24 protein-coding genes are annotated in these 23,733 nt (G+C 67.4%); 14 read left to right on the forward strand and 10 right to left on the reverse strand.

The features are described 5' to 3' along the window. Positions 1-45: 45 nt before the first annotated feature. From HNR51_RS20655 to HNR51_RS20685, 7 genes are all read right to left on the reverse strand, one after another. Complete coding sequence (locus tag HNR51_RS20655) at positions 46-975, reverse strand: ferredoxin reductase domain-containing protein (RefSeq protein WP_182556175.1); 930 nt, start codon at positions 973-975, stop codon at positions 46-48. Positions 976-1,021: 46 nt separating this feature from the next. Beyond that, on the reverse strand, positions 1,022-1,984 hold the full coding sequence (locus HNR51_RS20660) for a nitrilase-related carbon-nitrogen hydrolase (RefSeq protein ID WP_182556176.1): 963 nt from the start codon (positions 1,982-1,984) through the stop codon (positions 1,022-1,024). Between the two features lie 49 nt (positions 1,985-2,033). After that, positions 2,034-2,177: a DUF2474 domain-containing protein gene (locus tag HNR51_RS20665; protein WP_182556177.1), complete on the reverse strand. Its 144-nt coding sequence runs from the start codon at positions 2,175-2,177 to the stop codon at positions 2,034-2,036. Further along, on the reverse strand, positions 2,177-3,184 hold the full coding sequence (gene cydB / locus HNR51_RS20670) for a cytochrome d ubiquinol oxidase subunit II (protein ID WP_182556178.1): 1,008 nt from the start codon (positions 3,182-3,184) through the stop codon (positions 2,177-2,179). The genes HNR51_RS20665 and cydB overlap by 1 nt, the downstream gene beginning before the upstream one ends. A gap of 10 nt (positions 3,185-3,194) precedes the next feature. Continuing rightward, a complete protein-coding gene (locus tag HNR51_RS20675; RefSeq protein WP_182556179.1) occupies positions 3,195-4,613 on the reverse strand; it encodes a cytochrome ubiquinol oxidase subunit I in 1,419 nt (472 codons plus the stop codon). Between the two features lie 46 nt (positions 4,614-4,659). After that, positions 4,660-5,886, reverse strand: coding sequence for a 5-aminolevulinate synthase (gene hemA, locus HNR51_RS20680; RefSeq protein WP_182556180.1), 1,227 nt, complete (start codon positions 5,884-5,886; stop codon positions 4,660-4,662). A 101-nt stretch (positions 5,887-5,987) separates the two neighbouring features. Further along, positions 5,988-6,392 (reverse strand): DUF983 domain-containing protein, encoded by a 405-nt coding sequence (locus HNR51_RS20685; protein ID WP_182556181.1) that lies wholly within the window; start codon positions 6,390-6,392, stop codon positions 5,988-5,990. 192 nt (positions 6,393-6,584) lie between these two features. Between HNR51_RS20685 and HNR51_RS20690 the strand changes: the two genes are divergently transcribed. Genes HNR51_RS20690 through HNR51_RS20700 form a run of 3 tightly spaced genes read left to right on the forward strand, consistent with a single transcriptional unit; the run spans position 6,585 to position 9,536 of the window. Then, positions 6,585-7,973 (forward strand): aminotransferase-like domain-containing protein, encoded by a 1,389-nt coding sequence (locus tag HNR51_RS20690; RefSeq protein ID WP_182556211.1) that lies wholly within the window; start codon positions 6,585-6,587, stop codon positions 7,971-7,973. A 1-nt stretch (position 7,974) separates the two neighbouring features. Continuing rightward, the gene (gene tehA, locus HNR51_RS20695) at positions 7,975-8,994 is read left to right on the forward strand and encodes a dicarboxylate transporter/tellurite-resistance protein TehA (RefSeq protein WP_182556182.1); all 1,020 of its coding nucleotides are present in this window, start codon (positions 7,975-7,977) and stop codon (positions 8,992-8,994) included. A 35-nt stretch (positions 8,995-9,029) separates the two neighbouring features. Next, positions 9,030-9,536 carry a c-type cytochrome gene (locus HNR51_RS20700; protein WP_182556183.1) on the forward strand — a complete coding sequence of 169 codons (507 nt, stop codon included), beginning with the start codon at positions 9,030-9,032 and terminating at the stop codon, positions 9,534-9,536. Between the two features lie 81 nt (positions 9,537-9,617). Here HNR51_RS20700 and HNR51_RS20705 read toward each other — a convergent pair whose 3' ends face one another. Together HNR51_RS20705 and HNR51_RS20710 are read right to left on the reverse strand one after the other, a co-directional pair. Then, on the reverse strand, positions 9,618-10,082 hold the full coding sequence (locus HNR51_RS20705) for a hypothetical protein (RefSeq protein WP_182556184.1): 465 nt from the start codon (positions 10,080-10,082) through the stop codon (positions 9,618-9,620). 399 nt (positions 10,083-10,481) lie between these two features. Beyond that, a complete protein-coding gene (locus HNR51_RS20710) occupies positions 10,482-11,597 on the reverse strand; it encodes a catalase family protein (protein ID WP_182556185.1) in 1,116 nt (371 codons plus the stop codon). Between the two features lie 232 nt (positions 11,598-11,829). Here HNR51_RS20710 and HNR51_RS20715 point away from each other — a divergent pair, with 232 nt between their 5' ends. Genes HNR51_RS20715 through budC form a run of 3 tightly spaced genes read left to right on the forward strand, consistent with a single transcriptional unit; the run spans position 11,830 to position 14,343 of the window. Then, entirely contained in the window at positions 11,830-12,912 is a 1,083-nt protein-coding gene (locus HNR51_RS20715) for a catalase family protein (protein ID WP_182556186.1), read from the forward strand. Positions 12,913-12,950: 38 nt separating this feature from the next. Beyond that, entirely contained in the window at positions 12,951-13,520 is a 570-nt protein-coding gene (locus HNR51_RS20720) for a type 1 glutamine amidotransferase domain-containing protein (RefSeq protein ID WP_109952206.1), read from the forward strand. A 58-nt stretch (positions 13,521-13,578) separates the two neighbouring features. Next, the gene (budC, locus tag HNR51_RS20725; protein ID WP_182556187.1) at positions 13,579-14,343 is read left to right on the forward strand and encodes a meso-2,3-butanediol dehydrogenase; all 765 of its coding nucleotides are present in this window, start codon (positions 13,579-13,581) and stop codon (positions 14,341-14,343) included. A gap of 363 nt (positions 14,344-14,706) precedes the next feature. On the opposite strand, the gene HNR51_RS20730 is transcribed toward budC, so the two are convergent. After that, positions 14,707-15,456, reverse strand: coding sequence for a GntR family transcriptional regulator (locus tag HNR51_RS20730; protein ID WP_182556188.1), 750 nt, complete (start codon positions 15,454-15,456; stop codon positions 14,707-14,709). Positions 15,457-15,618: 162 nt separating this feature from the next. Here HNR51_RS20730 and HNR51_RS20735 point away from each other — a divergent pair, with 162 nt between their 5' ends. From HNR51_RS20735 to HNR51_RS20770, 8 genes are all read left to right on the forward strand, one after another. Beyond that, complete coding sequence (locus HNR51_RS20735; RefSeq protein ID WP_182556189.1) at positions 15,619-17,043, forward strand: MFS transporter; 1,425 nt, start codon at positions 15,619-15,621, stop codon at positions 17,041-17,043. A 365-nt stretch (positions 17,044-17,408) separates the two neighbouring features. Next, positions 17,409-18,200: a sterol desaturase family protein gene (locus HNR51_RS20740; RefSeq protein WP_003599674.1), complete on the forward strand. Its 792-nt coding sequence runs from the start codon at positions 17,409-17,411 to the stop codon at positions 18,198-18,200. A gap of 63 nt (positions 18,201-18,263) precedes the next feature. Beyond that, entirely contained in the window at positions 18,264-18,653 is a 390-nt protein-coding gene (locus HNR51_RS20745; RefSeq protein ID WP_182556190.1) for a hypothetical protein, read from the forward strand. 28 nt (positions 18,654-18,681) lie between these two features. Then, entirely contained in the window at positions 18,682-18,900 is a 219-nt protein-coding gene (locus tag HNR51_RS20750; RefSeq protein ID WP_182556191.1) for a hypothetical protein, read from the forward strand. Then, a complete protein-coding gene (locus tag HNR51_RS20755; protein WP_182556192.1) occupies positions 18,897-19,193 on the forward strand; it encodes a DUF6166 domain-containing protein in 297 nt (98 codons plus the stop codon). Before HNR51_RS20750 ends, HNR51_RS20755 begins: the two co-directional genes overlap by 4 nt. A gap of 78 nt (positions 19,194-19,271) precedes the next feature. Further along, positions 19,272-20,171, forward strand: a complete 900-nt coding sequence (panB, locus tag HNR51_RS20760; protein WP_182556193.1) for a 3-methyl-2-oxobutanoate hydroxymethyltransferase — start codon at positions 19,272-19,274, stop codon at positions 20,169-20,171. Between the two features lie 162 nt (positions 20,172-20,333). Beyond that, positions 20,334-20,477 carry a cupin domain-containing protein gene (locus HNR51_RS20765; RefSeq protein WP_182556194.1) on the forward strand — a complete coding sequence of 48 codons (144 nt, stop codon included), beginning with the start codon at positions 20,334-20,336 and terminating at the stop codon, positions 20,475-20,477. Between the two features lie 793 nt (positions 20,478-21,270). Then, the gene (locus tag HNR51_RS20770; protein ID WP_182556195.1) at positions 21,271-23,676 is read left to right on the forward strand and encodes a hybrid sensor histidine kinase/response regulator; all 2,406 of its coding nucleotides are present in this window, start codon (positions 21,271-21,273) and stop codon (positions 23,674-23,676) included. The last annotated feature ends 57 nt before the right edge of the window (positions 23,677-23,733 follow it).

A 23,733-nucleotide genomic window follows, 5' to 3' on the forward strand; every position in this document is an offset into this window, starting at 1 on the left:
AAGCATCGGGGGCGACGATGCAGAAATCTGCGGGAGATTTGGCGGCTAGGGGTGCCGCTGGCTGAAGCGGCCCTGGCTCGCCAGATCCGCCACGTGATCGACGGCCAACTCCAACGAGCAGGCCTTAGTGTCGGCGATAGCCTTCAGGAGCCCGAAGTGGGCCCGGTTCGCGCTCTTCGGGGCGGCGCAGATTGAGAGGCTCGCGCCGTTTTCGATCCACTCGACGAGTTCTTCCCGTCGGTCGAGGAGATGGTCCTCGACGCCAATCCGCTCCGGCTGGTCATAAGAGAAGGCAACGTCCATCCGGGTCAGGGACCCATCCGCGAGGGCGGCCTGCCATTCGAGTTGGTAGAGGAAGTCATGGGTGAAGCGCCGGCCACCAAAGAACAGCCATGAGCGCCCGCCTGCCCCGAGCGCGCGCCGCTCCTGGATGAGTGCCCGGTATGGGGCAACACCCGCCTCGACGCCGATCATGATGACGTCGGTTTCCAGCTCGGCCGGCAAGCGGAACCCGGCGTCCTCCCGGATCCTGACTGTCACCTGCGAGCCGAGGCGAAGGCGCTCCACAATGGCGGCGTCACCGGCACCGACCGGCATCAACGCGTGTACCTCGTCGACGACCTCCCTGCGCGAGGACGCGACCGGCAGGACGCGCGCGGGTACGCTCTCGCCGTCGATGCCGATGAGGTCGAGGACGGATCCCGGCCTGTAGGGAGGTGCGCCGTCTGAGAAGGCGACCGCCACGTGCATCGTCGAATGATCCGAGCGGGACGAGTTGAGATTGACGTACTCGACGACTTCCCCAACGGACACGTCCGCATCCCTCGTGCTTTGGGCCGGGAGGTTGATGCCGGCCGCCAGGTAATCCGAGAGCCACGTGCGCTGTACCCGGGAAGCGACCGCCAGCACTTGGTCGAGCGCGGCAAGGGCATCGTTCTCGAAAGGGGCGTGGCGGGGGAGAAGCCGTGTCGTCATCGTTGCCGTTCTCGGTTGCGCGGACTTCAATCGGGGGCCTTGGCTTCTAGGGACGAGCCGCGTGGGCGCCGGAGTCCGTCACAGTCACGGGTTCGAGCGGTCGCTCGTTTACGCTGAGGCTGAAGATGTCCGGGCGTGCGTAGTGGCCGACCACGTCGAAATCGAACTTGCCGCGGACGATGTCCGCCCGGTCCAGTTCGGCCAAGCGCACGCTCTCGCCCTCGAAGTCGGGCTCTATCAGGACGTTCCCCAGGGGACCCACGATGCACGAGCCGCCCCGGATCAAGACCGTTGCCGGATTGTCGCCCTGGACCGCACCGTAATCGGCCGGACAATCCTTCCGGACGAGGTATTGACTGGCCGACACGACGAAGCACCGGCCCTCAAGGGCGATGGTCTGCATCGTCGGTAGCCACGTGACGCGGTCGTCGACCGTAGGCGCGCAGTAGATCTCGACGCCCTTGGCGTACAGCGTCGTGCGCAGGAGCGGCATGTAATTCTCCCAGCAGATCGCGGTCCCGATTCGGCCGAGGGGAGTGCTGGCGACATCCAGCGTCGAGCCGTCACCAAAGCCCCATACGAGCCGCTCCGAGGCGGTGGGCATCAGCTTGCGGCGGCGTGCCAGAAGGGCGCCGTCGGGCCCGAACGTCAGGGCGCTGCAGTAGAGGGTGCCGCCGGCCCGTTCGATCACGCCAACGACGATGTACAGGTGCCCGGCGCGGGCGACGGCGGCGATGGCCTCGGTGGCCGGACCCGGCACGTCGATGGCGTTTGCGTGATAGCGAAGGAAGTCGTCCCGGCCCGCCGGCGTGCGGGAGCCGACCGTGGCGCCAAAGTCGAGCCCCTTCGGGTAGCCGCCGACGAACGCCTCGGGGAATACTGCTAGGTCGGCCCCGCGCGCGGAGGCGTCGCTGGCGAGGTCCCCGAGCTTTTCCAACGTCCGCGCGGTGTCGAACAGAATCGACCCGGCCTGCACCACGGCGGCCATGACAACGGGCTTCGACGACATGAGAAGTTCAACTCTGAATGAGGAGAGGCCGGGATCGAAGAGCGGTGCGTCAGCTCGCCTTCAGCCAAGTTCTCAGGATGCCGGCGACAATTCCGAGTGAGAGGACGCTGCCGGCCCACAGCGAGGCGAACCAGACGAGGCGGCGCCACAGGGGTAGGGGTGTGGGGTGTCGGGGAGCGGAGGTAATGCCCATCAGTGATACCCCGTTGCGTCGACCTTCCCGCGGAAGACCCAGTACGAGTAGGCCGTGTAGGCCAGGATGACCGGGATCAGGACGGACGCGCCCACGAGCAGGAAGACCTGGCTCGAATGCGGTGCCGCCGCCTCCCAGATCGTGATCCGGCCCGGCACGACGTCGGGGAAGATGCTGATCCCCAGACCGACGAAGGACAGAAGGAACAGACCGAGCGCCAGCAGGAACGGCGTTCTCTCCGCCCCACCGCGTAGCGAGCGGAAGAACAGGAACGACGCCACCGCTACGAGGAGCGGAACCTGGGCAGTGAGCAGCACGCTTGGCATCGAAAACCAGCGCTCCCAATATTTGCCTTCCAGGAGGGGCGTCGCCGCGCTGACGGCGGCGATGACGGCGACCGTGGCCGCGCCAAGCCAGAGCGAGAAGGCGCGCGACCGCTCCTGCAGGCTCCCCTCTGTCCGCATCACCAGCCAGGTGGCGCCGAGCAGAGCGTAGCCGCAGACGATGCCGAGACCGACGAGCAGGCTGAATGGCGTGAGCCAGTCCCACCAGCCGCCCGCATAGGCGCGGCCCTCCACCTTGATGCCCTGCAGGAGGGCGCCGAGGGTGATGCCCTGGGCAAGCGCGGCGACGACGGAGCCCCCGGTGAAGGCGACGTCCCAGAGCGCCCGGTGGCCGGGATCGCGCCAGCGGAACTCGAAGGCGACGCCGCGGAAGATCAGCCCGAGCAGCATCGCGATGATTGGCGCGTAGAGGGCCGGCATGATGACCGCGTAGGCCAGCGGGAAGACCGCAAACAGGCCGCCGCCGCCGAGGACCAGCCAGGTCTCGTTGCCGTCCCAGACTGGCGCGATGGAGTTCATCGCCGTGTCGCGCTCGTGCCCCGGTCGGAAGGCCGGGAACAGGATGCCGATGCCGAGGTCGAAGCCGTCCATCACGATGTAGGCGAAAACGGCGAAGGCGATGATGAGCGCCCAAACGACCGTCAGGTCGATGTTGGCGAGCATGACGGGCTCCTTACTCGGCCGGGCTGAGGGTGCGGTCGAGGTCGACCGACGGCGCGGGTGTTATGCCAGCGGTGCGGATCGGCGCGCCGGGCTCAATCCCGTGTTCGCCACGGTGCGGCGACTTCGCCATCAGGTGCAGGATGTAGAGGATGCCCATCCCGAACACGGCGAAGTAGACCAGCACAAAGGCGATGAGCGATGCGGCGACGGCGGGTGCGTGAAGCGGCGAGGCCGACTCCGCCGTGCGCAGGAGGCCGTAGACGGTGAAGGGCTGGCGCCCCACCTCGGTGGTGATCCAGCCGGCGACGACGGCGACGAAGCCGGCCGGTCCCATAGCGAGGGCGAAGCGGTGCAATGTCGCCCAGTCGTAGAGCTTGCCCTTGTAGCGGGCGAGCAGGCTAGCCACGCCGAGCAGCAGCATCAGCATGCCGAGGCTGACCATCACCCGGAAGGACCAGAACACCACGGGGACCGGCGGCCAGTTCTCCCGCGGCACGCTGTCGAGACCCTTCAGCGGCTCGTTCAGGCCGTGCTTCAGGATCAGCGAGGACAGCTTCGGCACCTCGACCGCGTAGCGGACCGTGCCGGCCGCTTGGTCGGGCAGGCCGAACAGGATTAGCGGGGCGCCGTCCGGATGGCTCTGGAAGTGGCCTTCCATGGCCATGACCTTAATCGGCTGGTGCTCCAGTGTGTTCAGGCCGTGGGCGTCGCCAGCCAGGATCTGAATGGGAGCCACGACAGCGAGCATCCACATCGCCATCGAGAACATCGTCCGCGCGCCTTCGTTCGCGCGGTCGCGTAGCAGGTGCCAGGCGCCGACCGCGCCAACGACGAGGGCGGTGGTCAGGTAGGCGGCAAGGACCATGTGGACGAGACGATAGGGGAAGGACGGATTGAAAACGATGGCCCACCAATCGGCCGGCACGAACTGGCCGGCCGCGTTGACCGTGTGACCCTGCGGCGTCTGCATCCAGGAGTTCACGGACAGGATCCAGAACGCCGAAAAGAAGGTCCCAATGGCCACCATCAGGGTGGCGAGGAAGTGCAGGCGCGGGCCAACCTTGCTCATGCCGAAAAGCATGACGCCGAGGAAGCCGGCTTCCAGGAAGAAGGCCGAGAGCACCTCGTAGGCCATCAGCGGACCGAGAACAGGCCCCGTTTTGTCGGCATAGACGGACCAGTTCGTGCCGAACTGGTAGGACATGACTAGGCCAGATACGACGCCCATCGCGAAGGCGATGGCGAAGATCTTGATCCAGTACCGGAACAGATCGATGAACACTTGCCGTCCGGTAGCTAACCAGAGACCCTCCAGCACTGCCAGGTAGCTAGCGAGGCCGATGGAGAAAGCCGGGAACACGATGTGGAAGGCCACCGTGAACCCGAACTGCCACCTTGCAAGCAGCAGGGCGTCAACGTTTGCCAGCATGTCGGTCATCTCTTGCGTATGTCGATGAGGCTGAGGGGACCCGCGGTCAGGCGGCCAGCGAGACCTCGCCCCACCCCAGACGTGAGCGAACCTCGACGAGCGCCCCCACGAGCGCCCGCATGTGCTTATCCGTGTGAAGGGGAGTCGGGGTGATCCTCAGCCGCTCGCCGCCGCGCGGTACGGTTGGATAGTTGATGGGCTGGACGTAGATACCATGGCGCTCCAGCAGTTCCTCGCTGATCCGCCGGCAGAGGTGGGCGTCGCCGACCATCACCGGCAGGATATGGCTCTGGCTCGGCAGGACCGGCAGGCCAGCCTTGCGCAGCATGGCCATCAAGATCGCCGCGGCTCGTTGCTGCGCAGCCCGTTCCGCTTGGCTATCCCTGAGGTGCCGCACCGCCGCCCGTGCGCCGGCGGCCAGGTGCGGGCACAGCGAGGTCGTGAAGATGAAGCCCGCCGCATGGCTGCGGATGACGTCGACGACCGTGGATGGCCCGGCGACGTAGCCGCCCATGACGCCGAAGGCCTTGCCGAGCGTCGCCTCAATCAGCGTGATGCGATGGCCAACGCCCTCGCGCTCCGCAATGCCGGCGCCGTGCGGGCCGTACATGCCGACCGCGTGCACCTCGTCGAGGTAGGTGAGCGCCCCGTGGCGCTCCGCGACGTCGCATATTTCGGCGATGGGCGCCACGTCGCCGTCCATGCTGTAGACGCTCTCGAACGCGACGATCTTGGGCCGTTCCGGATCGAACTGCGCGAGCAGCCTGTCGAGCGCGGCGACGTCGTTGTGCGGGAAGATCGCCTTCGAGACTCCCGAGCGCCGGATGCCCTCGATCATCGAGTTGTGGTTGCCCGCGTCCGAGAGGATCACGCTGTCCGGCAGCACCTGGCCGAGCACGCTCAGAGCCGCGAGGTTCGAAACGTAGCCCGAGGTGAACAGGAGGGCGGCCTCCTTCCCGTGCAGGTCGGCCAGGTCGCGCTCCAGCAGTACGTGCTCATGGGCCGTGCCGGAGATGTTGCGGGTGCCGCCCGCACCGGCGCCATAGCGGTCCAGGGCCGCATGCATGGCGTTGATGACCTCGGGGCTGTGTCCCATTCCGAGGTAATCGTTGCTGCACCAGACCGTGACCGGCCGGGGGCTGCCGTCCGGATGCCTCCAGACGGCGGCCGGGAATGTGCCGACATTACGCTCAAGCTCGATGAACGTCCGGTAACGGCCGTCCTCGCGCAGCTTCCGGAGGGAGGTCTCGAACACGTCGGCATAGGGGAGCATCGTCCCGGTCCTCGTGAGGTAGGATGAAGTCACATCAAGCCCAGCAGCGGGCGGTGCCGCCGGCGCGTGTCCGCCCGGGACCGCGCGGCGGAGCGTCAGGGTCAGTCCCCGGACGTAGGACCCGTGTTTGGCGCTGGCGAAGTCGCTAGGCGGCCTTCTCCCGCTTTGTTGATGTACTGGCTGGCGATGAAGAGCCCCTTCAGCGGCCGGATGACCGGAACGCAGGCCAGCAAGAGAAGCGGAAGCGTTATGAGCGCATGGATCCACAGCGGCGGTTCGTAGGCGAGCTCCAGCCAAATGCCGAAGGCTGTGACTGGGAAGGCCATCGTCATCATGATGAAGAAGGCGGGTCCATCGGCCGGGTCGGCGAAGCCATAATCAAGGCCGCACGCCTCGCAGCGTGGCTTCAGGGTGATGAAGCCGTCAAACAGGCGCCCCTCGCCACAGCGAGGGCAGCGGCAGCGCAGCCCAACGGAAAGCATTGATTGATCCGTCGTCCTTTGCATCGTCCACGTTCCTGAACCGCTTGCCGTACAGCGGCATGAAGGTTCGCCTTGCGCGGCCCGAATGTATGGCTTACATTTCCATACATTCGTGGTGGAAGCTGGCGGCTTCTGAGGCGCTTTCCTAGACAAAGCCACGTCTCGCCTTGCCTGTATGATGTATGTATGCATACACCGATGCGAGAACAGGGGTCAATGATGGAATCTTGGAACCCGACAATCGCTGGCGACGCAGGCCCGAAGTACCTGGCTATCGTGAAGGCGCTGGCCGAGGACATTCGCGCCGGCCGGCTCCCGCCGGGCGTGCGCCTGCCGCCGCAGCGCGCCCTTGCCAAGCACCTCAACGTTGACCTCACCACGGTCACGCGCGCCTTCAACGAGGCGCGCCGGACAGGCTTGATCGATGCCACAGCCGGTAGGGGCAGCTTCGTTCGCGGACCCACGCCGCCTAAGGAGATGCGCAGGCCGGACCCCTCCGGAAGCGTCGACTTCAGCATGAACATGCCGCCTCAGCCGGTCACGGCGCGTCTGGCCGAGCGTATGGAGGCAGGCTTGTCGCGACTTGCCCGCTCGCCGGGCTTCCTCGACCGCATGCAGTACCAGGACAGCGCCGGGAACATGGCCGACCGTACTGCGGCGGCGCATTGGCTCGGTGGCCGGCTCGGGCCGCTTCCGGTGCACCGCGTCCTCGTGGCAGGCGGCGCCCAGGTCGTGCTCGCCGCCGTGCTCGCCGCCACCCTCAGGCCGGGCGATGCGCTCTGCGTGCCAGCCCTGACCTACCCGGGTCTGCGCATGGCCGCCGAGCGCCGCGGCATTCGCCTCGTTCCGGTGCCTTGCGACGCCGACGGGCTCGACCCGGACGCATTCTTGGAGAGCTGCAAGGCCGAGCGGCCGCGGGCCTTGTACCTTGTGCCGACGCTCGACAACCCGACGACCGCGACGCTGCCGCCGACGCGCCGCGAACGAATCGCCGAGGTCGCGCGTTCGCACGGCGTCGCAGTCATCGAGGACGACGCCTACGGCGCGCTGCCGCCCGACGCCCCACCTCCCATTGCCTCCCTGGCGGCAGACATCACTTGGCACATCGCGACGCTGTCCAAGTGCGTCAGCCCGGGCCTCCGCGTCGCCTACGTCGCCGTGCCTGGGACGAACGAGGCGGTGCGGCTCGCCGCCGAGCTGCGGGCCATCAACATGATGGCCTCACCGCTTACGGCCGCGCTCGCCTCGCAGTGGATCGCCGAGGGCGAGCTCGACGCGGTCGTCGCGGCCATTCGGCATGAGAACGGCCGCCGTCAGGCGGTCGCCCGCGAGGCCCTGCAGGGCCTCGACCTCCAGGCCCATTCCTGCGGGCACCACCTCTGGCTCCGGCTTCCCGAGCCCTGGCGTCGCGGCGAGTTCGGGGCGCATGCGCGTCAGCTCGGGCTGTCGGTCATCCTGAGCGATGCCTTCGCTGTCGGACCTGCTCCCGAAGCCATCCGAGTCTCCCTTGGCGCGGCACCGGACGCCGAGACGCTGCGCTATGGCCTCAGCCTTCTGGCGACGTTGCTGACGCATCCGCCCGGCGCGATCTCGACGGTCGTCTGACATGGCGGACGTGGTGAGCGCATCCGGTGAGGAGGAAAGCTCGGCCAAACTCCGGCGGGAGTTCACCTGGCTTCGGTGGACCAGGGTGCCGGCCACCTTCTTCGGGATGGTCCTGGGGATCTGCGGCCTGGGCAACGGCTGGCGCGCCGCCGCGCGCCTCGGGTTGGCGCCTGCCTGGGTGGGCGAGGCGCTCTCGCTCCTCGGCGTGGCGGTCTGGGCGGCGTGGCTGGTCTTCTACGCCGCTCGGTGGCTGAACGACCGGGATACGGCCCTGTTCGAGGTGCGCGACCCGACGTCGTCGTTCTTCGCCTCGCTGGCTCCCGTCGCCACCATGATCGCGAGCGTGGGTCTCGCGCCGCACTGGCCGGGCGCCGCGTGGGCAATGGCTTTGGCAGGGCTCATCGGGACGACCCTCTTCGCCGTCTGGGGCGTGGGAGGCCTCTGGATGGGCGACCGGGCCTTCGAGGCGACGACGCCGATCCTCTACATGCCTACGGTTGGCGGGGGCTTCGTAGCAGCCATCACCTGCGCCGCGTTCGGCATGAAGGAACTCGGCCTGCTCTTCTTCGGCGCCGGCCTCCTCTCATGGCTGACGCTCGAATCGGTCGTCGTTCATAGGCTGATTCTGCAGACCCTGCCCGTATCGTTGCGGGCCTCGCTCGGGCTGCACCTGGCGCCGCCCGCGGTGGCCTGCGTCGCCTACCTGGCGGTCACCGACGGACCGCCCGACCGGCTGGCCCAGATCCTGTTCGGCTACGCGCTGCTGCACGCCTTGGTCATGGTGCGGCTGGTGCCCTGGCTGCGGCAGCAGCCGTTCTCGCCCGCGGCTTGGGCCTACACGTTCGGCGTCTCGGCCCTTCCGCTCGCGGCGTTGCGCCTGACGGAGCGAGGGCTGGAAGGCCCGAGCGCGTCTCTCGCCGTCCCGCTGTTCGCCGCCGCCAACCTCATCATCGGCTGGATCGCGCTCAGGACGCTGAGCCTGCTGCTGCGCGGCAAGCTCTTGCCGGTCCGACCTCTCTGAAGGCGGACGGATGTCTACGATTGACGTTGGTTCACATGATCGAACGGGTGACGCGCCCCTTCCGCCTTCCCTCACACAGCCAGCACGCCATGCTGCTCGCACTGGCCTTCCTCGTCACGGCCTGCTCGGATGATAGCCAAGAGCGCCGCCGTTCGCTGGGCGACACCCCGAGCTTCGGCGACTTCATGCGGGTGGCCGACGCTGGGCGAGGCGGCCGATTGTTCGGCCAGTGCGCCGCCTGTCACACGGTCAGGATGGGGGCCGGCGACCGAAGCGGCCCCGGCCTTTACGACGTAGTTGGCAAGCCCGTCGCCACCAATAGCCGTCGCTTCGGCTACACCGGGTCGCTCCGGTCATTGGGCGGCGTCTGGACGCCGGAGAGGCTGGACGTCTGGCTTGCTGCCCCTGCGAAGTTCGTGCCGGGCACAAGCATGAGTTTCCGCGGACTTCCGGACCCGCTCGACCGGGCGGATGTCATCGCATACCTCCAGACGCAGGCGGTTGAGGCCGAGGGCGTTGAGGCGCTGCCCTCGCGGCCTTGATCATCTACCTCCGACTTCTCCGGTGTCGGGGTGTGCGTCCAGCCATGTCGAGAGACTAAGCGGACCATGCATTGACGGGAGCTAGCTCTGCCGCTGTGGTTCCGCGGCATTGACCAGCGCCGCAGCGAGGCAGACAGCAGCGACATCCTCGGCGAGCCCCCAGGCGCGACCGGAGGCCGTGCGCGAGTCCGGTCCCCGAACCGCCCGGCCCAGGAGCGTGCCGGCAAGCGCACCCGCCACACCGGCCAAGGCACCGTGCTCGGGTGACGCGGGCTGACCGGCGAGCGCCAAGCCACCGACCGCGCCGATCACGAGCCGCGCCGCGAACGAGGGCGGGATACGGCGGTCAGGAGCGGAAGGCATCTTGTCCCCCGCCATCTCGGCCAGGGCCGCCGCAGTGGCGAGCGTGCGTGCCTCGGGGCTCGACGGAATGAAGCCGCCCCGCGTCCGGCCGGTCGAGGCTGCCCACGTCAAGGCCGCGCAGGCCGTCATGGTGCGCATTCCCGCCACGAAGCCGATCCCGAAGGATGTCGTGTAATCCTTCATCGTGCCCGTCCTTGCCCGCGGAGGTGTCCCCACGATGAAAGGCGCCGGCGGCGGCCGGTGTTCCAGCTGGCCAACAAGGGGTGTTGGCGCAGGGGTCGGGAAGGTCCCGGTCGAGAAGAAGATTGCCCTGCGATCCGCGGCCGCTGCATACGATGCGTAGCGCGTCCCACCTGCGAAGCAGGAGGTTTCCCGTCCCGTTTCTCGTGCCCTACCGAAAAAAGGTCAGTCGCGCCTCAGCATCACATGGTTTGGACGACCGTTATTGGCGGTCTGGTCAATCTACCGAGCTCGCTGTTCAGAATGCCGTTTGCATCTGGCATGTCCGCTTCCTCTGGCGAAGCGGACATCGAAAAGACTCGGGCTCAATGTCCGCAAGGGGTCAGGAGTATGCGGTCATGCTCAACACCCCGTAGTTGGCTCGTGGATCGGGCAGCCGTTGAACTTCTGCCGGAACTCCGCTGAATGCCTGTAGGGGGCATTGCGCGCCCGGTTGATGTTGCCGAGCGGACGGTGGGCGGCGAGGCCGGTCCAAACCGCGAACCGCATGCGCTCGTTCACCGCCTCTACGCGCTCGGCGTCCCAACTGTCCTGCGGTCGCACGGTGATGGTGGCGACCCGCTGGAACGGTGCCTCCTCCTCGTCCCACTGCACCGTCGGGTCCTCGACCGGCTGGCGTTCAAGGTCGCGGCACAGTTGCACTCGGAACTCCCAGACGCCCTCGATGCCGGCCATTTCCGACTGGACGGTCTCGCGGATCGCGTCGGGGCGGCCGGAGGCGTCGATCTCGGTGCCGGTCAGCGCCTTGAGCGCGGGAGCCACGGGCGCCACCGAGAACTTGGCGATGTGGTCGCCGTAGCGGAACGGGGTGACGCTGTAGTAGGTCTCGCCGAGTGGATCGACGTTCGGCGCGCCGCCGAGCGAACCCAGCGTCGGGCTCTCGATGCCGACCGCGGTGAGCGCCTTGTTGACCCCGCGCAGCACGGTAGAGGCGGCGACCTTCACATCCTCGATGCGGTCGGTGGTCTTGGCCAGCAGCTTGAGGCTGCCTAGGAACTTCTCGGTGTTCGGCGCCTGGAAAACTGGGCCGTTGACCAAGACGAAATCCTGCGTCGTTCCCTCCGCGCCGGCCAAGCGCTCGCCGGACACGTCCAGGACCTTCATGGCGAGGCCGCGCGGCAGGGAGACGGCATCGGGCAGGATGTCGCCGGCATTGGTCGACATCCGCAGGTAGACCTTGTGTTCGCCCGCCGTCGCGAACAGCCCTTGCGCGAGTTCGGGAGGAAGCCCCGCGTCGATGCGCAGTACGCCTTCCAGGATGCCGTGTGACTTGGCGTGTACCGAGCGCACGGCATGCCCGGAATCGTTCGCGACGGTCTCCAGAATGGTGTCGAAGGTTGCGTTGAGCTGCTCGATGGTCCGATCCTCGTCGGGCTTCACAACCTCGACGTCGGCGCTGTAGCGGACAGGTGCTTGCAAGGTTCGTCGTCCTTCGTCGTTCGTCTTGGGACAGAACATGCCCGACGGATCGGCGTTCCGGATTGCGCGCCGCTCAATTGCCCGTGAACGACCCGTTGGGAACGTCCGAGCCGGCTGGCGTTTGTCAGGGCGACGGTCCGCCTGGACCCGCATTCCCGACCGTGTGGCCTCATGCCTTTAACGGTGCCGCTTCTGAGAGGCGCGCATTCGATGGAGCTCGGCAGCCTCTCTACCCCTGGCCCGGGGACGAGGCGGAAAGTGAAGGACGAGCATGACCTACCTGCGTTACGCGCCCGACATCGAGCAGCCCGCCCCAGACGAGCAGGAGACCATCGACGGCATCATCCAGGGTATGACCCAGCAGTCGCAGACGGTGGAGAAGCGCGAGCACCATGCTGTGCGCGCCAGCCACGCCAAGAGCTCGGCCTGCGTCACGGGCGAGTTGACGGTTGCCGCCGGCCTGCCGCCGGAGCTGGCCCAGGGCCTGTTCGCGACGCCGGGTACGCACAAGGTGGCCGTACGTTTCGCGCAGGGCCCCGGCGAGACCCTCGGTGACCGAGTGTCCACCCACCGGGGCATGTCGATCAAGGTGTTCGGCGTGCCCGGCGAGAAGCTACCCGGGCACGATGTCGAGACCCAGGACTTCGTGCTCGCCACCGGCACGACCTTCCCGTCCGGCACTGCGGCGGGCTTCCTGCGGGACGGGACGGTCATCGGCAAGTCGACGGGCCTGCCGGAAGGAGTGAAGAGCGCTGTTTCCTCGACCGCGCGCAACCTCAACAAGGTGTTGCACGCCTTTGGCACGGAGAGTGCCATGGCCGACTTCTTCGGCCATCCCTACAGCCACCCGCTGGCGGACAGCTACTTCAGCCAGGCGCCGATGCGGTTCGGTGACTACGTGGCCAAGCTCGGCGCGGTGCCCGCGACGCAGGCGCAACGGGACCTTGCCGAATGGCGCCTCGATCCGCACGAGGACGAGAACGGCTTCCGGCACGCCACGGTCGCGTTCTTCCGAGACGACGACGTGGTGTTCGAGCTCAAGGCGCAGCTCTGGGCCGATACCGAACGCCAGCCCATCGAGGATTCCTCAGTCGATTGGCCGGTATCGATCAGCCCGTACCGCACGGTGGCGACGATCCGCCTGCCCCGGCAGGACGCCTACTCGCCCGGGCGGGTGCGCTACTTCGACGAGGTGATGACCTTCCGGCCGGCTCACAGCCTCGCGGCGCACCGGCCGCTTGGCTCGATCATGCGGGCGCGCCTGCAGGTCTACCGGGCGCTGAGCGACTTCCGTCACCGCGAGAACGACGTGACCGCCGAGAACACCGCCTCGCCCGAGAGCATCCCGGCCTGAGGCGCCCCCCACCCACATCACGCAGAGAGGAATGACCCATGACCCTTCAGGGAAAGACCATCGCCGTCCTGATCGCCCCCCGGGGGACGGAGGAGCCGGAATTCACCAAACCCCGCGAGGCGCTGCTCGCCGCCGGCGCGACCGTCACGGTGGTCGGACTTGAGGCGGGCGAGGCCGAGACCGTCAACAACGACCTCGACCCCGCCGGGAAGTACCCGGTCGACAAGGCCATCGACGGCGTGTCCGCCTCCGACTTCGACGGGCTCGTCATCCCCGGCGGCAGCGTCGGTGCCGACAAGCTCCGCGGCAGCGAAGCCGTGGTCAGGTTCGTGCGGGACTTCTTCGAGCAGGCCAAGCCGGTCGGCGTCATCTGCCACGGCCCCTGGACGCTGGTGGAGGCCGACGTCGTGAAGGGGCGCAAGCTGACGTCGTTCCCGACGGTGAAGACCGACATCCGCAACGCCGGCGGGGAATGGGTCGATGCGGAGGTGGTGGTCGACAAGGGCCTCGTCACCAGCCGCAACCCGAAGGACCTGCCGGCCTTCTGCGCCAAGATCGTCGAGGAGTTCGCTGAAGGGCGTCATCCGGACCAGGCCCGCAGCGCCTGAGACCACCCTTCGTCAAGGCGTCGGGCGGGTTGCCCGGCGCACAGCCCCAGGAATCGCGATGTCACGTTTCTCGAACAAGGTCGTCCTGGTCACGGGTGCCGCGTCCGGCATCGGCGAGGCCGCCGCGCGCCGCTTCGGCGAGGAGGGGGCGAGCCTCGTCCTCGCCGACATGAACGGCGAGGGCTTGGAGCGGGTCGCCGCCGAAATCGGGGCCGACAGAACGCTTACGCAGGTCGCCGACCTCTCGAACGCCGACCGCTGCCGGGGGGTCGTCACGGCGGCAATCGAGCGCTTCGGCCGCCTCGACGTCCTCGTGAACAATGCCGGGAAGGATCACCTGGGACGTGTCGACGACGGCGACATCGGGGATTTCTCGACAATCATCGAGACCGACCTGTACGGCGTCTTCTACATGACGCGCTTCGCCCTGCCGCACCTGCGCGAGAGCCGCGGCTGCATCGTCAACGTCTCGTCGGTGTCCGGGCTCGGCGGCGACTGGAACCACAGCTTCTACTGCGCCGCCAAGGGTGCGGTGACGAACTTCACCCGCGCGGTGGCGATGGACGAGGCGGCCAACGGGGTTCGGGTGAACGCGGTCAACCCGACGCTGGTCTACACGCCGTTCACCGCCGGCATGCAGGACCAGCCGGACCTCGTGGCCAAGTTCAACGAGCGCATCCCGATGGGACGGGGCGCCCAGCCGAACGACATCAGCGGGGTCATCGCCTTCCTGGCGAGCGAGGACGCGCGCTTCGTCACCGGGGTCAACCTGCCGGTGGACGGCGGCCTCTCGGCCTCCAACGGCCAGCCGAAGCTCAGCTAGATGAGAGCCCCGGCGCCGGTCGGCACCGCGTCCTGTCACCGTTGGTGAACCTTGCCTCCGTTCAAACAGCCTTAACCGGGCCAGCGACCTGCACGACCGCCTGCCCGAAGGCCGGCAGGTAGCCCTGGCTGACCTACTCGCAGTGCCGGGAGGACTTTCGGGACGTCCGCTTCCCACGTCGAAGCGGACTACGAAGGCCGCGGATGGGAGGGACAGCTATGGGTCAGAAGCTCCGGCACAGCCGGGAGGCACTGAAAGTCCGAGTGGGTTCGTCAGCGGCCCCACGGCGAGACGCCAAGCGAGCCGGGCATGTGCATGGGCGGGAATGCCAGCCTGCTCGGTCCTACTCGGGCGCGGCACGAGCTAAACGTCGAGGGTCTTGCGAGCGAAGCTCTCGATGTAATCCACGAGCTTGTCCGACGCGGCGCCGGCGGCGTCGACGTCGCGTCGGGCGACCGCTTCGCAGACGTCAGCGTGGAGGTTGGCGGTCAGCGGCAGGTCGGCTGCCTGCTTGTAGTGCTGGTACCAGAAACGCCGTGACAGGCCCGCCATGCTCTCCAGGGAGCGCACCGCGAACTCATTGCGCGAGGCCGTCGCGATGAGATCGTTGAACTGACGATCCAGGCGCATGAACGCCAGATCATCCGACGCCGAGGCCGCCTCCCGCATGTCCTGCGCGATTCCGGCAAAAACGTCCCGCTCCTCCTTCGTGGACCGCTCCGCAGCGAGGCGGGCGATCAATCGTTCCAGGACACGTCTGGTCTCCAGCAGGCGCAGCTGCGTGCGCACGTTGATGTCGGAGACGAGGATGCCGCGACGCGGCATGACCACGACGAGGCCGTCACGGGCGAGACGCTGCAGGGCTTCCCGGATGGGGGTGCGCCCGATCCCGAGGCGCTGGACCAGGTTCTGCTCGCCGAGCACCATGCCGGGCGGGAGCGCGAGCGTCGTGATCATCTCCTCCAACTGCTGGTAGGCCCTGTCGGTGAGCGTCAGGTCGGGCAGGTCTTCGCCGCCGACCTCATCGGGCGCACCCTTCACAGCCTTCCTGGCCCGCTTCTCGCCGTCCTTCGTAGCACGGACCGACGTCGTCTTCCCGGTCACGTAGTTCATGGACTCCCCCTGCCTAGCCCGGTCCGCTCACCACGCCGCCTGATGGCTGCATGGTGCCGAGCGCTTCTCTGCGCAAGGGTCATACCTCTGATATATCTTGCATAGATTAGAAATATCCTGCAAAAGTGCCGGTCGCATACTAAGAACGTAGGGAGGCATCAGATGGTAGGGCAAATTGCGATACCCACCGGCGACGCACTGCCGGAACGGGCTACGACTGAGATCCCCGCTCTCGTCGCGGCAGGATCAAGCGCGGTGATCGCGGCACGGCTGGAGCGCCTGCCGATGACGCAGTTCCAGCGCAACATCTTCCTCATCATCGCGACCGCATGGTTCTTCGACTCGATCGACCTCGGCTCGCTCACCTTCCTGCTCGGCTCGATCAAGACGGAGTTCGGCCTCTCGACCGCTCAGGCGGGCCTGCTCTCCAGTATGAGCTTCATCGGCATGTTTCTGGGGGCGGGCATCTCAGGGATGCTCGCCGACCGCTTTGGCCGGAAGGTCGTCTTCCAGGTCAGCATGATCTTCTGGGGTCTGGGCAGCGTCTGGTGCGCCTACGCGCCCGATGCGACCGCGCTCGGCTACGCGCGCCTGCTCCTCGGCTTCGGCATGGGCATGGAGTTCCCGGTGGCTCTCGCCATCGTCTCGGAGTTCCTACCGACGGCCAACCGCGGCCGCTATCTCGCAATCATGGAGGGCTTCTGGCCGCTCGGCTTCATCGCCGCGGGCTGCCTCAGCTACGTGCTGCTGAGCTACTTCGACTGGCGGGCCGTGTTCCTCGCGCAGGCAGTGCCGGCGTTGTTCCTGTTCGCGATCCGGTTCTTCGTTCCCGAATCACCCCGCTGGCTTGCTGATCGCGGTCGCTACGAGGAGGCGGACCGCGTTATGCGTGAGATCGAGGCGAAGGTGGCCGCGCGCCTCGACGGGCGGTCGCTGTCCGAGCCGAAGATCCTCCCCGCACAGGCCCAGGGGGAACGTCGCTTCTCGTTCCTCGAACTTTGGAGCCCGGGCTACGCCAGCCGCACGGTCATGATCTGGCTGACTTGGTTCTTCGCGCTGCTGGGCTTCTACGGGCTGACCACCTGGCTCGGCGCGCTCCTCCAGGAAGCTGGGCATAGCGTTACCAAGTCTGTGGTCTACACCATCCTGATCTCACTGGCGGGCGTCCCGGGCTTCATCACCTCGGCGATCCTGGTCGAGCGCTGGGGCCGCAAGCCCACCGCCGTCCTGATGCTCCTCGGCAGCGCGGTCGCGGCCTATCTCTACGGCCACTCGCCCTCGTTCGGTTGGCTGATCGCCTTCGGGCTGGTGATGCAGTTCTTCCTGTTCGGCATGTGGTCGGTGCTCTACGCGTACACCCCCGAGCTCTATCCGACACGGGCGCGCGCCACCGGCGCCGGGTGCGCCTCGGCGGTCGGCCGGGTCGGCTCGCTCATCGGGCCCTACGCCATCGGCATCATCCTGCCGACGCTCGGCCATGGCGGGGTGTTCGCGCTGGGTGCCGGCTCCTTCGTGATCGCGGCCGCGAGCGTCGGCATTCTCGGTATCGAGACCAAGGGCAAGTCGCTCGAAGCGATCTCGCACTGACCGGCCAGGCGGGAACGCCGTGCGCATGCGTTCCCGCTGATCCGCCGATCCGGCATGACAATGTTGACAACTGATATATCAGTGATATTTTCTGCGAAACGAACCAGGGAGGGCGTCATGTGCCAGACGGCTCGCAACGCGGAAGACGGCCAGCGTCGCTCCGTATATCGGGGATGCGGCGGATGTCCTGCCGACAAGCTCGTGCCTCCCGGGCGTCCCACGGCCAGGGAGCGGATCCGATCCCCGGCTGTGGCCGGACCTACCCTTGAAACGAACCCCGTCGTGGCGATGGCGCCCTGCTGAACATCGTCACGGAAGCGGTCGTTGCAACCGCCCCGAGAGCCAGCGAACAGAGGAGAGGCGCAATGGAACTCGCAGTCACCAAGATGAGCGAGCGGCAGAGAAACTACCGGGCCAACTATCGGCAACGCGTCGCGGGCTGGTACAACGGCTTCCTGCACATCGCCATCATCTACACAATCGGTCTGACGGCGCTGTACATCTACATCTCGAACATCAAGTCGCCGACCTGGGCGGAGCTCGCTACGGTGCCGGTCGTGTTCCTGTTCTGCAACTTCTTCGAGTGGTGGCTGCATCGCTACGTGATGCATCGCCCGCAGAGCAACCCGATCGGTCGCGCCGTCTACAACCGGCACACCCTCCAGCACCATCAGTTCTTCACCGACCACGAGATGCGCTTCGCCGACCATCGCGATTATCGGGTCACGTTCTTCCCGCCCTACGCGCTGGCGACCTTCACGCTCATGTCGATTCCGGGCGCCATCGTGCTCGGCAACGTGTTCACGCCGAACGTCGGCTGGCTGTTCATCACCACGACGACCAGCATCTACATGATCTACGAGTTCATGCACTTCTGCTGCCACGTCGAGGATAACTGGTTCGTCCGCAACATGCCGTTCATCAACACGAACCGGCGCCACCACACCGCGCATCACGACCAATCGATCATGATGGAGCGGAACATGAACCTGACGTTCCCGATCATGGACTGGCTGTTCGGCACCTCGGACCTCAACCGCGGTCTGCTCGGGACGCTCTTCAACGGGTACGACACGCGCCACGTGAAGACCGACATGCGCAAGACCTCGCGCACGCCGGGCGCCGCCGAGCCCGGCGCGATGCAGCCGGCCGAGTAAGCCCCCGCCACATGCGACGTGCGGCGCCGATGGGGCGCCGCCCCGACATCTGGGAGATCCTTCATGAGCATGATCGAACCGAACGTGGCCGCCCTCGCGTGGTTCGCCCTCTTCGCCGGCGTCGCCAGCGTCGGCTTCTACGTCCTCACGGGCATGTTCCCGCTCGAAACCCGCCCCGACCTGAAGGGCCGACCGCTCGGCCTGCTGCTGCTGGCGGCCAACGTCGTGCTTCTGCTGGTGCTGGTCGGCGGCGGCCTTGCCTACGGTGCCGCCAACCTGCGCTGGACGAGCCTCGTCATCGTGGGCGGCCTGGCCGTCCTGTTCGCCCCGGGGCTGTTCAACGTCTGGCCCCAGCCCTGGCGTGACGGAATGGCCGGGCTTGCCATCATGCTGGGTGGGCTCGGCGGCGCGCTCGGCCTGCTACAGCAGGTCGGCTCCGTGTTCACGCTGTAAGTAAGACCACCGATCTGGGAGGAATCCGATGCCGTTTCCCATCAAGTTCGGCTTGTCCGTCGCCGTCGCCTTAGCCGCGCTCGCGGGTTGGTTCTACATGGGCTACCTCGGCCAAATCGGCCCGCGCTGGGCCGTGGCCTTCCTCGGCCCCTTCATGGTTGTCAGCCTCTGGATCTTCCCCGAGGTGATGCGCTCCCGCTCCGACGGCCGTACCCCGCGTCACCAGGTGAGGGAGGCCCGGCCGTGAACAAGGTCTACGTGGGGGACCGGACCATCGACGGGATCGTCGTCACGGTCGACGGCAAACCGCTTCCAGACATGACGGACGCCAAGCGCTACTCGCGCAACGGCTTCGAGTGGAGCTACGAGGGGCCTGAGCCCTCGCAGCTCGCCTACGCGATGCTGGTCGACCACCTCGGGGACACGGCCCAGGCGGAACGCCTCCAGCCGCAGTTCATGCGCAGCGTCGTGGCCAACTTCCAGAACGAGTGGGAGATGACGACGGCCGACATCGACCGCGTCCTGCAGCGCCTGCGCTAGGCGCGCGCCGAACTCGAATCGACCCCGGCGGCCGGGCTCGGTCGCCTCGACCGACGCACGTTTTCCGGAGGGGCGGACATGGGTGCCACCGCGGCGACTTCCTCGAACGAGCCGGCCAGGAAGGCAGGCAAGCGGACGATCCTCGACATCCGCGCCGCCAAGCAGACCGGCGAGAAGTTCGTCTACATGTCCGTGCCGGATTACACCTCCGCCCGCTGGGCCGAGATGGCAGGCATCGACGTCGCCGTCGTCGGTGATAGCCTCGCCATGGTCGCGCACGGCCACGCCAGCACCATACCTGCGACGATGGACATGATGATCCTGCATGCGGGGGCGGTACGGCGCGGCGCGCCGGATACCTTCGTGCTCGGCTGCATGCCCTACCAGAGCTATAACACCGTCGACCGAGCCCTCGCGAACGCCACGCGCTTCATGCAGGAGGCGCTCTGCGACGCGGTGAAGCCGCAGGGTGGCAGGAGCCAAGCGCACATCCTGAAGGCCCTCGTTGACGCGGGTATCCCGACCGCCTCGCATATCGGGCTGACGCCGCACACCATCGCCAACTTCGGCGGCTTCAAGATCCAGGGACGCACCGCCGAGGCCGCGATGAAGATCCTGGAGGACGCGTTGGCCATCGAGGATGCTGGCTGCTTCATGTTGGAATTCGAGGCCGTTCCGGCGCCGATTGCCAAACTGATTTCCGAGCAGCTCACGATCCCGACCATCGGCATCGGTGCCGGCGCCGGGTGCGACGGCCAGATCCTGCTCGCCTACGACCTGCTGGGGGTCTTCACGGACTTCAAGCCGAAGTTCACGAAGCGCTACGCCAACCTGACCGAGGTCGCGGTGACCGGCATCCGCAAGTACGTCGAGGAGGTGAAGGCGGTAACCTTTCCCGACGACGACCACTCGTATCGCGTCGATCCAGCTGAGTACGAGAAGTTCCAGACGCTGGTCGCCCGGCGCAAGCACGTCTGAGAAGCACGGGGACGGGTTCGGAATTTCCCGTCTCGCGTTAGTCGGCTGCTCGGCCGAATGCGAGTGGCGCGTGCATCGCCGCGCTGGCCATACGCCATCGGCCGCTCAGAGCCGGCATGGCGACCCAGTGGCGGCCAGAAGCGCGAGATCCGTTCCGGCGACGTGGTTTGGATCCCGCCGGGCGTTGAGCACTGGCTCGGCGCGACAACGATCAACGGCATGACCCATAGCGCCATCCAGGAGGCCGTCGACGGCAAGGTCGTCAATTGGCTCGAACGGGTCGAGTACGGGCAGTACCAGGACTAACAGGCCTCCAGGTCGCGCGAACGTCGACGCGCTCGATGGCCTCGAAGGCCGACCGACGTCCCGTCGACAGGCGCGACCGCATGTCCGGCAAGCGTCGATCCACACGCCGGCCTGGGATGTCGCACAACTGCTTCGACACCTTAAGCAGACCTTCCAGGGCACGATGTCGAAGGTCCGCAAGGGGGCAGGTGTTCGCATGCCGACTGTTCGGCTTCGCGCCACTTCCGGACATTCTGCCACAACCGCTGGAATGGCCGCTCTTCGCGCGCAAGCGGCCTTTTCCGGAATGGTTGGGTCGAAAGGCTACAAGATCTTTGGGCTGGGAACGCCGCGCTCACCGCCCAGGACAATGCTGTCGAGGATGAGGTCGCACGCTTCCAGGCCCATCTCGACAAGGTCGAAGGCCAACTCGAACGGTTCCGGGCCGAGGAGCTCTGGGACCGCGTCATGCGGGAGGTAGCCAAGATCCTGACCGGACGCGGCGCTATGACCCCCGCCGAGATCCTGCCCGAACTCCGGGCCTGAACCGTCCGCGGCGCAGCCTTCACAAGGAGCCGCTCACCGCAGGCACCCTCAGGAAGAAGATGGACGTCCGGGTCTCGTTCGGGCGCTATTTCGAACCCGGCGACCAAGGTCGCTACGCCCGCCGGGCCGGCTGACGGCGCAAGACCACCGCTCCCGTGTAGCCGGCCTCCACGGAATCCCGCTGCGGCATCGCGACGGGTCCGTTCGCGCCCGGGCGCGTTGTCCCCCGCAGTCGCCGACGCTATCCACGCGGCCGACCGGGGGGGCCATGGACGCAGAGAACGAGAGGTTGCGACGGAGCGAACGCGAACTCGAAGAGCGCGTGGCGCGGCTGGAAGCGCAGTTGGAGACCAACCAGGGCGACGGCCTGCGGCGGCCGGGCCAGGGACAGCGCACCTCCGCGGCCTCCACCGACCTCCTTTTCACGGCGGCGGAAAAGACCCGCATGCCGCAGATCATCACCGACCCCAACCTGCCCGACAACCCCATCGTCTTCGCCAACCGGGCGTTCCAGAACCTGTGCGGCTACGACGCCGCCGAGCTGATCGGGCGCAACTGCCGCTTCCTCCAGGGACCCGACACCGACCCGGCCGACATCGCCAAGGTCCGTGACGCCATCGCCGCCCGCCGTGACGTCGTCGTCGAGATCCTGAACTACCACCGCGACGGTACGCCCTTCCGCAACGAGCTCTACGTGAGCCCGGTCTTCGACCCCGACGGGCACCTTCGCTACTTCTTCGCGAGCCAGCTCGATGTCACGCGCTTCCGGACCACCGAGGGCGTGCTGGCCGAGAGCGAAGCCCGCTACCGCGCCCTGTTCAACGCCGTCGACAGCGGCTTTTGCGTCGTCGAGATGCGCTTTGACGCCGAGGGCCGCGCCATCGATTACCGCTTCGTCGAGGTGAACCCCGCCTTCGAGACCCAGACGGGGCTACGCGGTGCCGTCGGGCGCTGGATGCGGGAGCTCGCGCCCGCCCACGAGCAATCCTGGTTCGACACCTACGGCGAGGTCGCCCGGACCGGCCGGCCAGTGCGGTTCGAGAGCGGCGCCGTCGCGCTCGGACGCTGGTTCGACGTGCACGCCCTGCGCGTCGGCGAGCCCGAGCAGCACCGGGTCGCCATCCTGTTCAACGACATCACCGACCGCCGTCGGGCCGAGACCACGCTCCGGGCGACCGCGGAGGAGAAGGCCACCGAGCGCGACCTCGTCTGGCGGGCCAGCCGCGACCTGCTGGTCGTCTGCGGCTTCGACGGCGTCTTCCACACGGCGAACGACGCGTGGACGGAGGTGCTGGGATGGGACCTCGCCGACGTCGTCGGCGCCCGCTTCGACGCCCTGGTCCATCCCGACGACCGCGAGACCGCGGCACGGGCCTTCGAGCGCGTCAGCGGCGGCGGCGCCCTCGCCGACATCGACGTGCGCCTCCGGACGCGGGACGGCGGCCATCGCTGGATCTCGTGGAACGCCATCCCGACCGGCGACCGCTTCTACGCCGCCGGCCGGGACGTCACCGAGAGGCGGGCGCTGGAGGAGCAACTGCGCCAGTCGCAGAAGCTGGAGGCCGTCGGGCAACTCACGGGCGGCGTGGCCCATGACTTCAACAACCTGCTCACCGTCATCAAGTCGTCCACCGACCTGCTCAAGCGACCCGACCTCGCCGAGGAGCGTCGGCTCCGCTACGTCGGCGCTATCTCCGACACCGTCGACCGGGCCGCCAAGCTCACCGGCCAACTCCTCGCCTTCGCCCGGCGTCAAGCGCTCCGGCCCGAGACCTTCGCGGTCGACCGTGCCGTGGTCGCCGTCTCCGACATGGTCGGCACGTTGACCGGATCGCGCGTCCACGTCGAGCTCGACCTGCCAGAGGGGGACAGCCGCGACCTGCACGTGAACGCCGACCCCAGCCAGTTCGACACCGCCCTGGTGAACCTCGTCGTCAACGCCCGCGACGCCATGGACGGCCAGGGCAACCTGCGCATCCAACTTCGCCGCGCGACGGCGATCCCGGCCGTGCGTGCACACCCGCGCCAGCGCGGGGACTACGTGGCGGTCTCGATCTCCGACACGGGCACAGGCATCGCGCAGGAGAACCTGGAGCGCATCTTCGAGCCGTTCTTCACGACCAAGACCGTCGGCCAGGGCACGGGCCTGGGGCTGAGCCAGGTGTTCGGGTTCGCCAAACAATCCGGCGGCGAGGTCACCGTCGAGAGCGCGCTCGGCGACGGCACGACCTTCACCCTCTACCTCCCGCGGGTCGCGGCGTCCCGCGCCGCCGGGCCGGTCGAGGAGCCGGAGGCTCTCGCCGACGGGCACGGCACCCGGGTCCTCGTCGTGGAGGACAACCTCGACGTCGGCTCCTTCGCCGAGCAGGCGCTGCGCGAACTCGGTTACGACACGGTCTGGGCAATCGATGCGGAAAAAGCGCTCGCCGAGATCGAACGCGCCCCTTCCCGGTTCGAGGTGGTGTTCTCGGACGTGATGATGCCGGGCATGAACGGCGTCGAACTCGCGGGGGAGATCCGACGGCGGCGGCCGGACCTCCCGGTGGTCCTGACCAGCGGCTACAGCGACGTGCTCGCGGCCGAGGGCACCCACGGCTTCGACCTGCTGCGCAAGCCTTACTCGGTCGCCGACCTCTCGCGCATCCTTCGGCGCGCCGTCCAGCGTGCGCGGTAAGGAGGTGCAAGCCTCAACGGAGACCTTGGCCGAATCTACTCGGCAACCGTCACGCGA

This window comes from Methylorubrum thiocyanatum (genome assembly GCA_014138645.1).
Taxonomy (GTDB): Bacteria; Pseudomonadota; Alphaproteobacteria; order Rhizobiales; family Beijerinckiaceae; genus Methylobacterium; species Methylobacterium thiocyanatum.

Bases quoted from the DNA above. Each gene is read 5' to 3' on its own strand.
- HNR51_RS20655 (WP_182556175.1), bottom strand. From the start codon at position 975: ATGACGACACGGCTTCTCCCCCGCCACGCCCCTTTCGAGAACGATGCC.
- HNR51_RS20660 (WP_182556176.1), bottom strand. From the start codon at position 1,984: ATGTCGTCGAAGCCCGTTGTCATGGCCGCCGTGGTGCAGGCCGGGTCG.
- HNR51_RS20665 (WP_182556177.1), bottom strand. From the start codon at position 2,177: ATGGGCATTACCTCCGCTCCCCGACACCCCACACCCCTACCCCTGTGG.
- cydB (WP_182556178.1), bottom strand. From the start codon at position 3,184: ATGCTCGCCAACATCGACCTGACGGTCGTTTGGGCGCTCATCATCGCC.
- HNR51_RS20675 (WP_182556179.1), bottom strand. From the start codon at position 4,613: ATGCTGGCAAACGTTGACGCCCTGCTGCTTGCAAGGTGGCAGTTCGGG.
- hemA (WP_182556180.1), bottom strand. From the start codon at position 5,886: ATGCTCCCCTATGCCGACGTGTTCGAGACCTCCCTCCGGAAGCTGCGC.
- HNR51_RS20685 (WP_182556181.1), bottom strand. From the start codon at position 6,392: ATGCAAAGGACGACGGATCAATCAATGCTTTCCGTTGGGCTGCGCTGC.
- HNR51_RS20690 (WP_182556211.1), top strand. From the start codon at position 6,585: ATGATGGAATCTTGGAACCCGACAATCGCTGGCGACGCAGGCCCGAAG.
- tehA (WP_182556182.1), top strand. From the start codon at position 7,975: ATGGCGGACGTGGTGAGCGCATCCGGTGAGGAGGAAAGCTCGGCCAAA.
- HNR51_RS20700 (WP_182556183.1), top strand. From the start codon at position 9,030: ATGATCGAACGGGTGACGCGCCCCTTCCGCCTTCCCTCACACAGCCAG.
- HNR51_RS20705 (WP_182556184.1), bottom strand. From the start codon at position 10,082: ATGAAGGATTACACGACATCCTTCGGGATCGGCTTCGTGGCGGGAATG.
- HNR51_RS20710 (WP_182556185.1), bottom strand. From the start codon at position 11,597: ATGTTCTGTCCCAAGACGAACGACGAAGGACGACGAACCTTGCAAGCA.
- HNR51_RS20715 (WP_182556186.1), top strand. From the start codon at position 11,830: ATGACCTACCTGCGTTACGCGCCCGACATCGAGCAGCCCGCCCCAGAC.
- HNR51_RS20720 (WP_109952206.1), top strand. From the start codon at position 12,951: ATGACCCTTCAGGGAAAGACCATCGCCGTCCTGATCGCCCCCCGGGGG.
- budC (WP_182556187.1), top strand. From the start codon at position 13,579: ATGTCACGTTTCTCGAACAAGGTCGTCCTGGTCACGGGTGCCGCGTCC.
- HNR51_RS20730 (WP_182556188.1), bottom strand. From the start codon at position 15,456: ATGAACTACGTGACCGGGAAGACGACGTCGGTCCGTGCTACGAAGGAC.
- HNR51_RS20735 (WP_182556189.1), top strand. From the start codon at position 15,619: ATGGTAGGGCAAATTGCGATACCCACCGGCGACGCACTGCCGGAACGG.
- HNR51_RS20740 (WP_003599674.1), top strand. From the start codon at position 17,409: ATGGAACTCGCAGTCACCAAGATGAGCGAGCGGCAGAGAAACTACCGG.
- HNR51_RS20745 (WP_182556190.1), top strand. From the start codon at position 18,264: ATGAGCATGATCGAACCGAACGTGGCCGCCCTCGCGTGGTTCGCCCTC.
- HNR51_RS20750 (WP_182556191.1), top strand. From the start codon at position 18,682: ATGCCGTTTCCCATCAAGTTCGGCTTGTCCGTCGCCGTCGCCTTAGCC.
- panB (WP_182556193.1), top strand. From the start codon at position 19,272: ATGGGTGCCACCGCGGCGACTTCCTCGAACGAGCCGGCCAGGAAGGCA.
- HNR51_RS20770 (WP_182556195.1), top strand. From the start codon at position 21,271: ATGGACGCAGAGAACGAGAGGTTGCGACGGAGCGAACGCGAACTCGAA.